Origin of the sequence: Paenibacillus sp. NRS-1760 (assembly GCF_050467785.1) — a bacterium.
GTDB lineage: Bacteria > Bacillota > Bacilli > Paenibacillales > Paenibacillaceae > Pristimantibacillus.
Genome location: NZ_JBITPK010000014.1, coordinates 955,469 through 970,882 on the forward strand (window position 1 = coordinate 955,469; position 15,414 = coordinate 970,882).

Sequence of the window (15,414 nt, forward strand, 5' to 3'; positions counted from 1 at the left end):
ACTACGGCTATTTAACTACAGAGATTCTTTCGGTAATGATGCTTTCCCTTGCAGGCGTTTAAACGTTGAAGGTGAAATCCCTTTATATTTCTTGAATTGCTTTGAGAAGTAGCTAAGCTGCTGAAAGCCGTTTTCGAGAGCTGTCTGCAGCATGCTGCACGAGCCGGATTGGATCATCAGCGCGGCGCTGTTGACGCGGAGCATATTAATATATTCGAGTGGTCTCATGTCCGTCAGCTCCTTGAATAGCCGGCATAGATGGGACGGCGATATGGATCCGATGGATGCCAAAACGTCGAGCGTGAGCGAAGATTTGTAGTTTTTGTTGATGTACTCCAGCACTAGAATCATGTTTTTCCATTTGTTCGTGTTTAACGGATTGGCACGTTCGTATAGCTGCTTTGGAATCAAATGCGGGTAGAGAACTGCGAGAATCATATAAAGACGTCCCTTGACGCCAAGCTGAAATCCTTCGCGTTCGACGCGGCATTCCGCGAGCAAATCTTCGATTCGGTCGATCAATAGACGATCCTGCACTCGCCGTCGAGTCAACAGGGAAGGGAACAAAAGATCTCCTCGAAGAAGCGGGTTCAAACATTGCTCTTGGCAGAAATCCGTATGCAGGGCGGATAGCCACGATAGCTTGAATACGATAGCGGTGTAGGAGCAACCGTATGCGGAGTTGCAATAGCCGCTGTGGAGTTCTGCCGAATTGACGATCAGACAATCGCCAGCCTGCACATGGATCTCCACATGGTTCACGGAGAATACAGCCTGTCCCGCTCGAATATAAATCAACTCGATTTCCTCATGCCAATGCAACGGAAGAATAGACTGATTTCCCGAAAGATAATCTACGTTATAGACGGCGAACGGAAAGTCAGAGGAGCCGTGCAGAACTTTTTCCAGAAGACGGTATTCCAGCAAAGATATTCACCATCCTATCAATATTGAGTTAATTATAAACAAAATAGAGTTATAAGTTAATTTATAATATCAATTTCGTGGTAATGCTGAGGATTCGAATTCAGTATACTAAGATGGACGACGTTTATTTTGAATGAGAGAATTGCCCTCTAGAAGAAACGTGTAGCAGGGGTTGGAGTTAATAACGAGCTCATAAATTTTACTTAAGCCGAAGTCGTAATGGAGCTTCATTTTGTTGAACGTTTTCCCGAAGCTCCAATGGCTGAAGCGGGTAGGTATTCCATAAGCAACGAAGGTGTAAATGATATCCGAAGGACAAATTCGTACCGCATAGAGTAGAAATTCAAGACCAAATCCAGTAGCAATCTCCATAATTTCATCGATGGCATATTCCAATGCTTTCATATCTAAGATTGTCATTGTTGAACCCCCTATCAGAATTTGTGAGATAGGTGAAACACTGCTAATAATCGGGTAATACTGTTGATAATGAACGAGTGAAAATTAGCAACAATTCGTTTGATCATGGTACAATTAGTAAAAGTTCACACGCAAAATCAGAAGGAGGTCGAACATTGTGTCAAATCCAGATGAGAAGAAAATTCATACCTATCAAGATTGGCTGACATGGGAAGGAACGTGGGAGTTAATTAACGGCAAAGCTTATAATATGTCTCTAGCTCCTACCTCATTGCATCAATTTATTGTAGGAGAGCTTCATTTCGCCCTACGGACGTTCTTCCAGAATCGGAGTTGCTATGTGTTTGTGGCTCCGTTTGATGTGTTTTTCAGTGAAAGTGAAGAGTATCAATCACCCGATCACGTCACTCAACCTGATCTCTCGGTTGTTTGTTCTAAGGACCAAATATCCAAGAACGGCAGTCACGGTGCGCCGACTATAATCATTGAAGTGCTGTCACCTTCCACTGCATTGAAGGACTTTAATGAGAAGTTCAACTTATATCAAAAGCATGGGGTACAGGAGTATTGGATTGTCGATCCTGGGAATCGAACGGTTCATGTCTATGCTCTGCAGGATGGCAGTTACCAAGTGCGTCATTTATATACGGAGCAGGAAACGATCCAATCCATCATCTTTAAAGATTTACGAGTGCCTATGAACACGCTATTCAGTCTGTAATAACAAACACAATCAGCCGGCGAGATAAACTCTCGACCGGTTATTTTTTGTCCCTCGAAACCTAAGCACCTTGGCGATACGAAGCCCAGCCTTCGTTCATAATCTTGGTCTCGATTTGCGGCCAGAAATAGAGCATCTCATCGCGAAGCATAGATAGAATATCGCGCTGCCAATCCTGAAGAGTAGGGGAGTACTCTTCAAGGAACCAGACGAGATTTTTTTCTGGCCGTGGTGAGTGTGGGATCGACATGCTCTTGAATGGCAAGGATCACATCGATAAACTGTTCGACCGCCTCTACTGGAATGGCAATAAATATCTTAATGATCTTGTGCTAACCCATGTGATTTTGACTTTGCTAAGTATAAATAATAATGCTTAGTAAGGAATTAAATGAAAACATTAAGCGATCATGCACATCTGAGCATGGTCGCTTTTGTTTGGATATAGGTAGAGATATGTCCGATAAATAGGGGGAGAAATGCTGGAAAGCTGAGAAAAGAAAAGCGCAGTCTTGTTAATCATTGATCATTTACCGCTCTAAACGTGCTACCTATGTCTATCCCAGCGGTGGGCTTTTTTGTGTTACCTTTTTGATGTGGCAAATTCAAAAGTGAAAGTAAGATGTATTTAGACATTATTTATGGTGATGGATAAAGGAGAAAATAGATGATAACAATCCGTGATGTTAAAGCAATACTGACTGCACCAGAGGGAATTAATCTGGTTGTTGTTAAAATTGAAACTTCAGAGCCTGGCTTGTACGGCTTGGGCTGTGCTACATTTACACAGCGTTATTTGACCGTAGCTTCGGCAATCGAAGACCACTTAAAGCCATTCTTGATCGGTAAGGATGTGCACCGTATCGAAGATATTTGGCAGACAGCAATGGTCAGCGGGTATTGGAGAAATGGACCGGAATTTAATAATGCTTTGTCCGGGGTCGATATGGCTTTGTGGGATATTAAAGGGAAAATAGCTGGACTGCCAGTATATCAACTGCTAGGCGGAAAGTGTCGTGAAGGTGCAGCAATTTATAAGCATGCCGATGGCAGCAGTAAAGAAGAAGTAGAAAAAAATGTGCGCGCCTGCCTAGAGGAAGGCTACCGTTATGTTCGATGTCAAATGGGTTTGTACGGTGGACGTGATCACAAGATCGTGAAGCCGGATCATGCGTTGGATGGTGCTTACTATGATCCTAAGGTATATAGGAGAGGTATTATTGAAATGTTCGAGCATTTACGAAGCACAATAGGTTGGGATGTGGAGCTAATCCATGATATCCATGAACGACTGACCCCAATCGATGCGGTAGGCTTTGCTAAGCAGCTAGAGAAATTCCAGTTGTTCTATTTGGAGGATGCACTGCCTCCGGAGCAAATCGAATGGTTTAAACTGATCCGACAACACACAACGACACCTATCGCGATGGGCGAGCTGTTTAACAATCCGAACGAATGGATGCCATTGATCTCAGGACGTTTAATTGACTATATTCGTATCCACGTAAGCCAAATCGGCGGGATCACACCAGCCCAAAAGATGATCTCGCTTTGTGAGGCTTATGGCATTCGCACGGCGTGGCATGGTCCTGGCGATGTTTCCCCGGTTGGACATGCGGCAAACGTACATTTGGATGTCAGCAGCATCAATTTCGGTATTCAGGAATGGAATGGTTTTAAAGACGAGATTCACGAAGTATTCTCAGGAATACCTGAATCTAGAGATGGATATGTGTACCCGAACGAGAAACCAGGCCTAGGTATTGATATAGATGAGAAAAAGGCTGCTAAATTCCAGTGTGAGAACGTGGTTCCCGCATGGACGCTGGCTCGTCTGCCAGACGGAACCTCCGCCAGACCTTAATAGATAGTATTAGCCAAATGGCTTTCGAAGAGCAAAACACCTAGTTTAAATAAAGACGGCAAAGCTGTAGAAATAAGGCTTTGCCTATTTCAATTTAGCCTTGCTGGAGTTTCTATTTCAGATAACAAGAAATCAGTCATGGTATGATTGAGTATAGTGAAGGGGAAATTTAAATTTGATTGATTAAGCATTTATTATTTTCTTGGGAGTGTGCAGTTCGATGTTTATCAGCATGAGGAGAACGTTCAAAGCATTTCTTTATGATTACCTGACCTTGAAGAAGAGGATTATTATTATCTTCCTGCTTAGCTCATTAATTCCGTTTATTAGTATAGGCTTGATTTCTTACTATACGATCTACTCCATTCTTACCAATAAAATTCAAAGTGGCATTCAAAGCAACTTAAATCAAGTAGAGCTTTCGTTAGAGAATACGATCAGTAATTTAAATCATGTATCCCAACAGCTTGCTTTTGAAGGCAGTGTAGGCAAGAAATTAGATGAATTTTTAGCAAGTGCGGATCGCAAACCATTCGAGCGCTACAAAATGATAAGCAATCTGAAGGAAGAATTAAGCCTCATTACTTTTACGAATCCGAGTATCGGATTAACCTTGTATTATTTCCAAGACGATCATTCCTATGATCTTGAAAATTTGGGAGTCAAGGATAACTTTTTCCCGGAAAAATCGCCATTGCTTGCCAAGTATTCTGGAATTTCCTATTATGGACCGCATATGAGCAATAACCGATTCGAAAATCAATATGTGCTGTCTGCTTTAAGAAAAGTCGATCTGCCTAATCGAAATGATGTTTATGTTTACATAGAAACAGGATTACATTTGACGCAAAGCATCCTTAGCAATGATCAAACCGGTGGGAATAACTCCCATATATTTCTTGATAATGATGGTAGAATTGCCTATAGCGAATTACCGGATGCCTTTGCAATAGATACAACGTTCCCTGGCATTGAAGAGGGAAAGCCTTTCGGTACACATAATGGGTATAAATGGTTTAGGAAAGTAAGCAGTCAAGGATGGAGCATTGTTTCCGTGATCCCTAAAGCCGATTATAACAAGGAGATGAATCGATGGTTCGTTCAAATCCTGCTATTTTCGATTGTTTTTTTGGTGATGAGTCTATTCATGGCATGGCTATTGTGGAAAATGGTGTATCGACCATTGAGCGGTTTCAATAAAGAAATTAAGCTGATGGCTCAAAATGGAATTCAGACAGGTATAGCAAGAACTAGAATACCAGAGTTTGACTTCCTCCTGGATCAATTTCGGCAAATGAAAGTTCAAATTTGGGATTTGTTTGCGGAGGTTGAACAGAAGGAGAGGCGCAGAGCGGATCTTGAGGTCGAGAAGCTGCTATATCAAATCAATCCTCATTTTTTGATGAATACGTTGGATACGGTGCACTGGCTGGCTGTCATGAACGGGCAGAACGAGATTGATCGTCTTGTATCGTCATTAAATAAACTGCTGCATTATAATTTGGGGAAGCTTGGACAATCCTCAACGATTCAAGAGGAGCTAGAGGCGTTGAAGCAATACCTTATTTTGCAGCAAATTCGTTATGATTTTCAATTTGATGTGCAGATTCATATGGATGAAGAGGTATTGAAAATGCCGATTCCTCGGTTCATCCTGCAACCACTCGTAGAAAACTCCCTTTATCATGGCTTAAGTGATGAGGGCTTCATTCGAGTTGATGTGAAATTAACACAAATGATCAATATTTCCATTCATGACAACGGGTCAGGGATGTCAGAAGAAACCATTGAAAAGTTGTTAAACAGCTCAGAAGTTGAAAACAATAAGGTTGGTATGGGCATAGGGATGAACTATGTGAAGCGCATGATTGAATCTCAATATGGCGAGCGGGCAGAGTTGAAAATTAATAGTGTGCTAGGGAAAGGGACAAGCATTTTCTTAAGCTTGCCCCTCTTGGAGGTTGAACCAAATCATGATTAAAGTGATGATTGTTGATGATGATAAATTAGTTCGAAAGGGACTTATTTCGGCAATGCCTTGGGAGAATTTCGATATGGAGGTTGTCGGTGAAGCAAGTAACGGCAAAAAAGCATTGGAATTTTTGGAATCCAATCGTGTTGATTTACTGCTTACTGATTTAGCTATGCCTGTGATGTCGGGGATTGAATTAATAAAAAGGGTCCGTAAAGAGTTCTCTCATATCTATACTGTAGTCTTGACGCTTCATCAGGATTTTGAGTACATCCAAGAGGCGCTTAGATTAGGCGCGATTGATTACATTGCTAAAGTTCAGCTTGAAAAAGAGCGCTTTGAGGAAGTACTTGAAAGAATCTACAACCGAATTATGCAGGAACAAAAAAGAGATCCAAATGCAAATGAGCTTTTTTCAATGGATCGAGGCTACGCATTGCTTTCTAATAACAAGGCTGTTGGAGAGTATTGGGTAAAAGAATGGAGCGATAAGACAGACCAATCCATAGTTGAGGTGGATATTAATCTTTGGTTCTGGATGCAACCGCTAGAGCAATCCAACGAATTATGGCTGGAACGGCTTTCACAGGTCATCTGTACTAAACCGGGTTGGAATCTAATCAAGCTTAATGGTCTTTATGGTAAATGTCATAAAGATGTACATCGTCGGCTAAGAGAATATAGAGAGAAGGATTTCTTTTACGACTATGATCCGCATTCTAGCGTTCAGTCTATTTTGCTGCAAGAGGGGGACAATCACAAGCAAGTAAGGTCTGAAGAAAGCATGAATCATGCGAAGGAGCAATGGTCGTCTTATGAATGGATTTATCAAGACAGTCTATTTAATCATCAACTCTATACTTTGAAGATGATGCGGCTGCCTCAGGCGATGCTGCTTGGGCTGCTGTATTCGTTAATCGATAAATGGAATCTTATATTCTCTCCTGTGGGCATATTAAAAATTCAGCTGCCAGATTCTTTTGATTCCTGGGATCAAGTGGATACATGGTTTATAACCATTCGTAATATGACCCGCAGCGCCATTGTTAAACCTACATTTTCCCAAGAGGTTGTGGAATGCATTATTAAAGCTGTTCATATCGCTCATGAAGAGATGAATCAGCAGATTACTGCAGCTAACATTGCTAAAAGGGTCAACATGAGTCGAAGCTATTTTAGCCAATGCTTTAAAGAAATTGTTGGTATGAATTTTAGTGACTATTTACGACAGGTTCGCATCGAGAAAGCAAAGGAGCTTCTGCTCTATACCAACAAGACCATTCTTTGGATTGCAGAAAACGTTGGTTATATGGATGAAAAATATTTTAGCCGCACCTTTCGAGAGCAAACGGATATGCTTCCGAGTAAATACCGACAAGCGTATGATAAAACGCATGATATAGGTAGAGATATGACCGAGAAATAGGGGGGGAAATGCTAAATAGCTACGAAAAGAGCCGCAAAACCTTGCTAATCTTCGGTCATTTACCTCTCTAAACGTGGTACTTATGTCTATCTAAACGAGAAGCTTTTGTGTGTTACCTTTTAGGTGTGGACAAATTCAAAAGTGAAAGAAGGAACACGCATGAGCAAGTCTAAAAAATTCATTCAAATGTTACTTGCAGCTATGTTAGTTGTATTACCGGCATGCAGTAATTCAGGCACTTCCAAAGAACCATCAAAGCCTTCAACGGAAGGAGCACAAACTGAAGAGATACAAGAAGAAGCAGATCCTTTTGGAAAATCCGAGGAGCCAATCACAATTAGAATTGGAAAAGAAATTGATGCGTCGGATAAAAGCTTGCCAGACGGGGAATCTCCTGAGAACAACCAGTATACCCGTTATATTAAAGAACAATTGAACATAGATACGAAAATTGTTTGGCAGGCTGCTGGAGGCAAAGATTACGAACAGAAGATCAATTTATCCATTGCCAGTAACGACTTGCCTGATGCGATGGTTGTGAAAGAGACGCAGTTTAGGCAAATGGTAAAGAGCGGCCAGCTTGAGGATTTAACTGATGTTTATAATAAATATGCTTCGCCCACCATTAAAGGCATCGTTGAAACAACGAATGGGCTCGCACTCAAATCAGTTACAGTAGATGGGAAAATGTATGCCTTGCCAAATGTAACACCGGAATCAGATATGGTCCATTACATGTGGATCCGCAAGGATTGGTTAGATAAGCTAGGTCTAGAGCCGCCAAAAACGATAGATGATCTGGAAAATGTGGCTAAGGCTTTTGTGGAACAGGATCCCGACGGTAATGGAAAGGCAGATACGGTCGCTATCTCGGGCCCGCAATTGGGAGGAACTATCAATGCGGATTTTATGAATCCGAATAATAACAATTATGGGTTTGATCCCGTGTTCGCTTCTTTTCATTCCTATCCTGGATTTTGGGTGAAGGATTCTGAGGGGAAAACAACTTATGGTTCTATTCAGCCAGAAACAAAGCAAGCGCTTTCTAAACTGCGTGATTTTTATGCAAAGGGTTTAATTGACAAGGAAATGAGTATTCGTAAGAATGCTCAGGAATTGATCAAGAATGGAACCGCAGGTATTTATTTTGGTGTATGGTGGTCAGGCGGGTACGGCCCGTTAGCGGATGCGATCAAGAACAACCCAGAAGCAAACTGGCAGGCTTATGCTGTACCTCTTGATAGTAAGGGTGAATTCACTCCACATATGGGTAACCCGTCGAATCAATATCTTGTTGTCCGCAAGGGCTACGAGCATCCAGAAGCAGCAATTAAAATGCAAAATCTTTTGTATCGCGACGAATCAAAATTCGATGTGAATGTTGCGATTAGCAATTATCCATTGCGTTTGGTTTATGCTTCGATGGATGTAATGGATGTTACCTATAATATGTTAAAAGAGGTTTTAGCGGGTACGAAACAACCGGAAGAGCTAGATCTTCCCGGATATAACTTATTAAAGGCTGATGCTGAAAATATCAAAAAAGTTAAATTAGAACCCTACGACAATTATGATATTCAGTATTGGAATCCGAATGCTGATATAGGCGTATGGAAACGAATGTATTCAACATTTGTAGGCATATCGCCATTGCAGCAGCCGTATAAGAAAACTTATAGCGTTACCTATTCACAGACAAAAACGATGGAAAGAAAATGGGCTGCATTAGATAAATTGGAAAAAGAAACATTCCTCAAAATTATTATGGGGGCTGCGCCATTAGATTCATTTGATCAGTTTGTACTCGATTGGAAGAAGCAAGGCGGAGATCAGATTCTAGCAGAAGTAGACGAAATAGCAAAACAGTAAAATCCCTAGAGGCGTCAGTGAAATCTGTCGCCTTTCTTTAAAAATATAAGAATTTATAAATTTGTTAGCTTATAAAGGATTAAGAAGTCTTATATTTCTCGGAATGAAACGCACTGCGCCGCCAACTGATGGCAACAGCCGTTTCACCTTGATCAAGTGAGAATGGAAGTGATTCACAATATGAAAACCAAGGGTTATGCCAAGCATTACTATCTCATGCTCCTACCCGGATTTATTTGGTTGACTCTTTTCAGTATCGTTCCTATGTTTGGGATTGTTATCGCTTTTCAGGATTTTAATCCGGGCTTAGGTATTTTTCATTCTGAGTGGATTGGTTTGGAAAATTTCAAGTATATGTTTACGCTTAATGATAGTAAAACGATATTTTTTAATACCATTTTCATTGCTGTGATGAAAATTGTAGCGAATTTGATCGTACCGCTGACCTTTGCTTTGTTGTTGAATGAATTGCGCGTAACCATCTTGAAAAGATGGATTCAGACGATTGTTTATTTGCCCCATTTTCTATCTTGGGTTATTCTTTCCGGTATTCTTCTGGATATTTTTTCTTTTAATGGACCGATTAACGCTATTATGTCTGTATTCGGCATAAGTCCTACTTTATTTTTTGCCAGAGCGGATTTGTTCCCCTTTATCATTGTTGGAAGCGATGTCTGGAAAGAGTTTGGCTTTAATACGATTATTTTTTTGGCGGCATTGACGGGAATCAATCCCTCTTTATATGAAGCAGCTGCGATCGATGGTGCCTCGCGCTTGCAGCGTTTGAGAAATATCACACTGCCTGGCATGATTACAACGGTTATTTTGCTCACTGTGCTAAGTCTTGGAAATGTCTTAAATGCGGGATTCGACCAAATCTTTAACCTTTATAATCCTCTTGTTTATTCTAGCGGGGATATCATTGACACCTGGGTATATCGAACTGGTTTGTTGAATTTGCAGTATGGATTAGCAACGGCAATGGGGCTGTTAAAATCTGTTATCAGCTTTACTTTAATTGCGACTTCCTATTTCTTGGCTGCTAAGTTTGCAAATTATCGTATTTTTTAAACGTACGAACCGAATTTCACGACGACATGTTTAATATAAAGGAGCATTACTATGGTTATAGAAAAAACATTTGGCTCCAAGGCATTTGATGTTTTGCTTGTCGTGCTTCTGGGTGGTATTGCACTGTTGTGTGTACTTCCCTTATGGTACACGCTTGTAATCTCGTTAAGTGAGAATGCAGCGGCTTCCGCAGGTCAGGTTGGATTATGGCCGGTGGGGTTTAATTTCGGTGCCTATCAAGAAATTATGGGGGACAGCAAGTTTTTCAATTCGTTTTGGATTTCAATACAGCGTGTTGCGTTAGGAGCAAGTCTTAATTTTGTCATTATCCTTCTCTTAGGTTATCCCTTATCCAAAAATGCCAAAGATTTGCCTCTTCGTAATGTATTCATGTGGATTTTGGTTTTCACTATGCTGTTTAACGGCGGCTTGATTCCTTGGTATCAAACGATTAAATCACTCGGCTTGATCAATAATATTTGGGCGCTTGTGCTAGGGCAAAGCGTTCCGGTATTTAATGTTATTCTCGTCATCAACTATTTTCGCAATCTGCCTAAGGAGATAGAAGAGGCGGCATTAGTGGATGGAGCAGGGCCGTGGCAAATGCTTATTAAAATTTTCACTCCTCTGGCTGTTCCGGTGCTTGCGACAGTTACTTTATTCAGTATTGTCTATCATTGGAACGAATTTTTTAACGGTCTTGTTCTCATGTCCAATGCCGATCATTATCCGCTGCAAACCTACATCCAACAATTGGTCGTCATCATTGATGCGCAAACGATGACTGCAGAACAAATTCAAAAGATGAGTGAACTTTCTAATCAGACCTTAAACGCAGCCAAAATCTTTATTGCGATGATTCCTGTTTTAATTATTTATCCGTTTTTGCAAAGATTTTTTATTAGTGGGATTACGTTAGGTTCTGTAAAGGAATAACCAATAGTCTTGTAAGCTGCTTTTCCATCTACTATCGTTTTCATACTTATGGCACTTCGCATTTGAGTATATATGTCATGCAGATCAATAATTGGACAAAGGAGATACAAATTATGTTGCCATCACTCACATTTCTTAAACGTCAATTGGAAGGAATTCTACGCAATAAATTTGAGCAAGGTTATCAAACCTCGGGTTATTTAGCCAAGCTGGTACAGCTTCCCGAAAGCTATGACGCCTATCTGGACTTCGCCCATAGTTTGGCTGCCATTCCAATAAGGGAGAATTGGACTTACTATGAGCCCAACGATTTAGAGGAGATATGGCAGGAATGTGATCCGACAAGGCCTCTCGGTCAGGTCGGAATCCTGAATTTTAAGGACAGTGCTAAGCGAGTAGAGGCGGGATTTCTAGCTTCCGTATGCGGCTCGATGCTGGGCAAGCCTATTGAGGTAAACCCCAGCCTTTCGGAATTGCATCAAGCGCTTGCATCGGTAGGGGAATGGCCGCTGAACGATTATATTTCTGATGAGATGCTAGATGCGTTGGGTCGTCGTCATTGGTCTTGGTATGAGACGGCTCGAGGGAAAATTCGTTATGTGGCACCTGATGACGATATCAATTACACAATAATGGGAATGATGGTGCTAGAACAATTCGGCGAAGGCTTTACAAAAAGAAATATAAGAGATTTATGGATAAATCATCTTCCGATAAGTACAACTTGGGGTCCAGAGAGAGCCATCTTACTACGATCTGGGTTTAGCTATTTGGAGCATGATAGGGAAATATTCAATCATGCTGAAATAGAAGCTTGGCCTGACTTCTTGGTACAGGACACGGAACTATGCGGAGCAGCGATTCGTGCAGATGCTTACGGCTATGCCTGCCCCGGTCAACCAGCTCTTGCTGCCGAGCTGGCATGGCGGGATGCAAGCTTTACACACCGCCGTACCGGTATCTACGCTACCATGTTCATTGCTGCTGCGATTGCTGTCGCACATGTGCTTCGCGATCCGATTGAAATTATTAGTACTGCACTGCAATTCGTACCTAGAAGGAGCCGATTCTATGAGGCTGCTCAGGATTGCCTGCAGATGGTTGCAAATGCAGATAACTGGCTGGAAGCCTATGAGCGTATTAACCATAAGTATGCGAATTATTCCCACTGTCAGGTTTATCAGGAAATAGGGACCTTAATTAATACGTTTCGATTCGCAGAAAATGTCGGCGATGGGATATGCAAGCAGGTGATGCAAGGCAACGATACGGACAGCTTTGGGGCAACAGCTGGGTCTTTGCTAGGCGTTTATTTTGGTTCTAATAGCTTAGAAACAAGATGGCTTGAGCCTTTTGAGGATCGGATTCATACGGGGTTATCTTATTTTCATGAGCAAAAGCTTTCCCGTTTGACTGAACGGATGGGGCGTTTGCCAGAGCTGCTGCATACCGGCCAACATCGGATTCAACCAAGCGAGCTTTATGTGTACGAAAACACGGATATGAATAGGTTGTAGCTGCTGAAAGAATCCTAAAATGATTTGAGGTGTGTCCTTGTGGCAAACATACTTGTAATAGGCAGTATTAATATGGATGTAGTAAATCATGTGTTGAAACATCCTCTTCCTGGTGAAACGATTAAGAGCTTGAAAACGGATTATAATCCTGGAGGAAAGGGAGCAAATCAGGCAGCAGCAGCAGCACTAGCTGGCGCTCAGGTGATATTCATTGGTGCTGTTGGAAATGACCCATTCGCTTCGCAGTTATTGTCTGCAATCCGTAGGATTGGAGTCCAGTCCGATTTTGTGTTTAATAAAGATGGGAACTCGGGGTTAGCTTCAATTACAGTAGATGCATCAGGAGAAAATCATATTATTCTTACTGAGGGAGCTAATGGGTTGTTAACGGTAAATGATATAAAAGATTCTCTAGAGTTGTTTGATTATGCCGATATTGTGATGCTTCAAAACGAAATTAATTGGGAAACTACGAGATATGTGATGGAAGAGTCCCATAAACGGGGAGTCAGTGTTTATTTTAATCCCGCCCCGGCAGTACAAATACCGCTGGATATATTTCATTTCATTGATGTGTTAATTCTGAATGAATCTGAAGCCGAATCCTTAACTGGAATTGCCGTATCTAATAATATTCAAGCCATTCAAGCATCTGCAAAATTAAGAGATAAAGGAGTTGGTAAAGTCGTACTGACATTAGGAAATAAAGGCTCATTGTTTACGGATAGTAACGATACGGTTACGCATGTCCCAGCCTTCGACGTACGAGCCGTTGATACGACAGCAGCTGGGGATACATTCATAGGAGTATTGGCTGCAACGACTGGTTCGAAGGATATTTCGGAAGAAACTTTGCGAGTTGCTTCTGCTGCTGCGGCAATTAAGGTTACAAGAAAGGGTGCTCTAGCTAGTATTCCAAATAAATTGGAAATCGAGGAATTCTTAAGAGCTGCAAATTCTCATAAGTAATTATTTTATATTTTATAAGCTCATCGCTGCGTTCATTGTCTAAACAATTGCACAAAACGATGATATAGATGAATGTTTATTTGTTTGGAGTGATTACCGACAGAGTCATAAAAAATTATTCGATCCATTCAATCTTTTGGCGCAATTAACCTTTTTTTATGGTCGTTTTATGATGGAAGTAGTCGGGAGAACGTGACAGCCCCTGGGGAATAACTCTGTACTAAAAACAGTTCTCCCACTACTCCCTACTACAATGTTTGAGCTGGTTGAGGCATTTGACCTCGTATCACAAGCTAAGCTGTGGAGTTGCCGGCGAAGAAATAATTGGAGAAAATAAATGAGACCTGTTGTTGGCATTGATGTAGCAAAAGGAAAATCAGTCATACAAGCATTCATTAAACGTAATGTGCCCTATGGTTGAGACCAAGTGATCTGGCATACACCGAATGGTATAGAACGACTACTTCAAGTTTTAATCGAATTAGATAAGATGACTAAGATGAAGCCAGTTGTCATTTTAGAACCAACCGCACACTACCATCGTACTCTTGCTCAGCGAATACAAAGCGAAGGGTATGACATAAATACTTGTTAATCCTTTGCAGGCTCAAAGAGCGCGAAGAACAAGTCTGCGTAAGGTCAAAACAGATGCTTCAGATGCTTGGCACTTAGGAGACTTGCACTACGCGGTCGTTGTTGGATCAAGTATTTCCAGGATACGAGGGATTGTTTAAAGATTTGTTTTCTAAAACCTCTCTTAACCTGCTCGACATGTATTTGTCGCAAAAAGGTATCCAAAGTAGGGATGAAGAAGGATGGATTCAAGCTGTAAAGGAGGCAACAAGGGCCTCTCGTTCAGAAGCTTGGATGAAACGTAAAGTGGATCACTTAAAGACAGCTTTGATCCAGAATCCAGTTACACATGTCCCTTTCGGATTAGAAACAGCTCTGCGCAGCCTGCTCGTTGTTGTTCCTGAATTTCAATTGCAACTAACCAAACTTGAGAAAACCATATTGGAGTTGTTTGAAATGATATTGAGGAAGTACAGTTATTGGAGACTATACCTGGTGTAGGGATGAAGATAGCTGCTTCAATTATTGCAGAAATTGGTGATGCCTCTCAATTTAGATACGCTAAACAATTAGTGGCATATGCAGGGCTTGATTATAAACTTCCATGTATATGGAGGTTTATTTGTTGTATCTATTTTTTAGTATAACAAATTTTAAACCACTCAAAAAGGTTAGCTTGACATACCATTAGCTGGTTTTTGTTTAAAGAATCTCAAATTGTTTACTTTTTTAGGTGCTATTAAACAAAAAAAATATTCAATGAGATCATTAAGAATTGGCTCCTTTTTGCTGCAACAGTGATTACATGAGAAACAAATTGAACTATTTTAATTATAAGGAGTGTGAAAAATGAAATTAAAAAGCATTATTTAATGTTTTTTTTGAATTGTTTTAATTCAGTTAATAAATGGTCTAACTGTTTTTGTGATGTTTCTAACTGTTTTAAATGTTTATTTTGGCTTTGAGAACTCTTGTTACTGGATTTCACTAATGCTTCTAGGGCAAGACCAACAGCGATTGCTGTTATACTATCTCCTATTGTAGTGATGGATGCTCCAATAAATGCAAGTTTAGCAACCTGAATATCTGTTGTATCAGATGTTCCATTTAATTCGCTTTTATTGTTGTTCATAGTCATTCTCTCCTGCG

At 40.9% G+C, this 15,414-nt stretch carries 12 protein-coding genes and 3 pseudogenes; 11 read left to right on the forward strand and 4 right to left on the reverse strand.

Going from position 1 to position 15,414, the window contains the following annotated elements; all coding sequences use genetic code 11:
- Positions 1-15 precede the first annotated feature (15 nt).
- Complete coding sequence (locus ACIFSR_RS23475; protein WP_430060281.1) at positions 16-927, reverse strand: AraC family transcriptional regulator; 912 nt, start codon at positions 925-927, stop codon at positions 16-18.
- 123 nt (positions 928-1,050) lie between these two features.
- Positions 1,051-1,347, reverse strand: a pseudogene (locus ACIFSR_RS23480) (SpoVR family protein); the annotation flags it as partial.
- A gap of 157 nt (positions 1,348-1,504) precedes the next feature.
- On the opposite strand from ACIFSR_RS23480, the gene ACIFSR_RS23485 reads away from it, so the two are divergent.
- Entirely contained in the window at positions 1,505-2,068 is a 564-nt protein-coding gene (locus ACIFSR_RS23485; protein ID WP_430060283.1) for a Uma2 family endonuclease, read from the forward strand.
- A gap of 76 nt (positions 2,069-2,144) precedes the next feature.
- On the opposite strand, the pseudogene ACIFSR_RS23490 reads toward ACIFSR_RS23485, so the two are convergent.
- A pseudogene (locus ACIFSR_RS23490) lies at positions 2,145-2,300 on the reverse strand (SpoVR family protein); the annotation flags it as partial.
- A gap of 435 nt (positions 2,301-2,735) precedes the next feature.
- Here ACIFSR_RS23490 and ACIFSR_RS23495 point away from each other — a divergent pair.
- The 10 genes and pseudogenes from ACIFSR_RS23495 to ACIFSR_RS23540 all read left to right on the forward strand — a co-directional run.
- Complete coding sequence (locus tag ACIFSR_RS23495; RefSeq protein ID WP_430060285.1) at positions 2,736-3,932, forward strand: enolase C-terminal domain-like protein; 1,197 nt, start codon at positions 2,736-2,738, stop codon at positions 3,930-3,932.
- 220 nt (positions 3,933-4,152) lie between these two features.
- Entirely contained in the window at positions 4,153-5,913 is a 1,761-nt protein-coding gene (locus ACIFSR_RS23500) for a sensor histidine kinase (RefSeq protein ID WP_430060287.1), read from the forward strand.
- Positions 5,906-7,330, forward strand: coding sequence for a response regulator transcription factor (locus ACIFSR_RS23505; protein WP_430060289.1), 1,425 nt, complete (start codon positions 5,906-5,908; stop codon positions 7,328-7,330). The genes ACIFSR_RS23500 and ACIFSR_RS23505 overlap by 8 nt, the downstream gene beginning before the upstream one ends.
- Before the next feature lie 159 nt (positions 7,331-7,489).
- A complete protein-coding gene (locus ACIFSR_RS23510) occupies positions 7,490-9,199 on the forward strand; it encodes an extracellular solute-binding protein (protein ID WP_430060291.1) in 1,710 nt (569 codons plus the stop codon).
- A 180-nt stretch (positions 9,200-9,379) separates the two neighbouring features.
- Positions 9,380-10,270 (forward strand): ABC transporter permease, encoded by an 891-nt coding sequence (locus ACIFSR_RS23515; RefSeq protein WP_430060293.1) that lies wholly within the window; start codon positions 9,380-9,382, stop codon positions 10,268-10,270.
- A gap of 51 nt (positions 10,271-10,321) precedes the next feature.
- Positions 10,322-11,206, forward strand: a complete 885-nt coding sequence (locus ACIFSR_RS23520; protein ID WP_339204210.1) for a carbohydrate ABC transporter permease — start codon at positions 10,322-10,324, stop codon at positions 11,204-11,206.
- Between the two features lie 113 nt (positions 11,207-11,319).
- On the forward strand, positions 11,320-12,723 hold the full coding sequence (locus tag ACIFSR_RS23525) for an ADP-ribosylglycohydrolase family protein (RefSeq protein ID WP_430060295.1): 1,404 nt from the start codon (positions 11,320-11,322) through the stop codon (positions 12,721-12,723).
- A gap of 39 nt (positions 12,724-12,762) precedes the next feature.
- Complete coding sequence (gene rbsK, locus ACIFSR_RS23530; protein WP_430060297.1) at positions 12,763-13,692, forward strand: ribokinase; 930 nt, start codon at positions 12,763-12,765, stop codon at positions 13,690-13,692.
- Between the two features lie 726 nt (positions 13,693-14,418).
- Entirely contained in the window at positions 14,419-14,766 is a 348-nt protein-coding gene (locus tag ACIFSR_RS23535) for a hypothetical protein (protein WP_430060299.1), read from the forward strand.
- Positions 14,742-14,858, forward strand: a pseudogene (locus ACIFSR_RS23540) (transposase); the annotation flags it as partial. The gene ACIFSR_RS23535 and the pseudogene ACIFSR_RS23540, both read left to right, overlap by 25 nt.
- Before the next feature lie 272 nt (positions 14,859-15,130).
- On the opposite strand, the gene ACIFSR_RS23545 reads toward ACIFSR_RS23540, so the two are convergent.
- The gene (locus ACIFSR_RS23545) at positions 15,131-15,397 is read right to left on the reverse strand and encodes a translation initiation factor 2 (RefSeq protein WP_430060301.1); all 267 of its coding nucleotides are present in this window, start codon (positions 15,395-15,397) and stop codon (positions 15,131-15,133) included.
- Positions 15,398-15,414 lie beyond the last annotated feature (17 nt).

What these genes read in the sequence shown, in the direction of transcription:
- ACIFSR_RS23495 (WP_430060285.1), top strand. Translation starts at nt 2,736, where the DNA reads ATGATAACAATCCGTGATGTTAAAGCAATACTGACTGCACCAGAGGGA.
- ACIFSR_RS23500 (WP_430060287.1), top strand. Translation starts at nt 4,153, where the DNA reads ATGTTTATCAGCATGAGGAGAACGTTCAAAGCATTTCTTTATGATTAC.
- ACIFSR_RS23505 (WP_430060289.1), top strand. Translation starts at nt 5,906, where the DNA reads ATGATTAAAGTGATGATTGTTGATGATGATAAATTAGTTCGAAAGGGA.
- ACIFSR_RS23510 (WP_430060291.1), top strand. Translation starts at nt 7,490, where the DNA reads ATGAGCAAGTCTAAAAAATTCATTCAAATGTTACTTGCAGCTATGTTA.
- ACIFSR_RS23515 (WP_430060293.1), top strand. Translation starts at nt 9,380, where the DNA reads ATGAAAACCAAGGGTTATGCCAAGCATTACTATCTCATGCTCCTACCC.
- ACIFSR_RS23520 (WP_339204210.1), top strand. Translation starts at nt 10,322, where the DNA reads ATGGTTATAGAAAAAACATTTGGCTCCAAGGCATTTGATGTTTTGCTT.
- ACIFSR_RS23525 (WP_430060295.1), top strand. Translation starts at nt 11,320, where the DNA reads ATGTTGCCATCACTCACATTTCTTAAACGTCAATTGGAAGGAATTCTA.
- ACIFSR_RS23545 (WP_430060301.1), bottom strand. Translation starts at nt 15,397, where the DNA reads ATGAACAACAATAAAAGCGAATTAAATGGAACATCTGATACAACAGAT.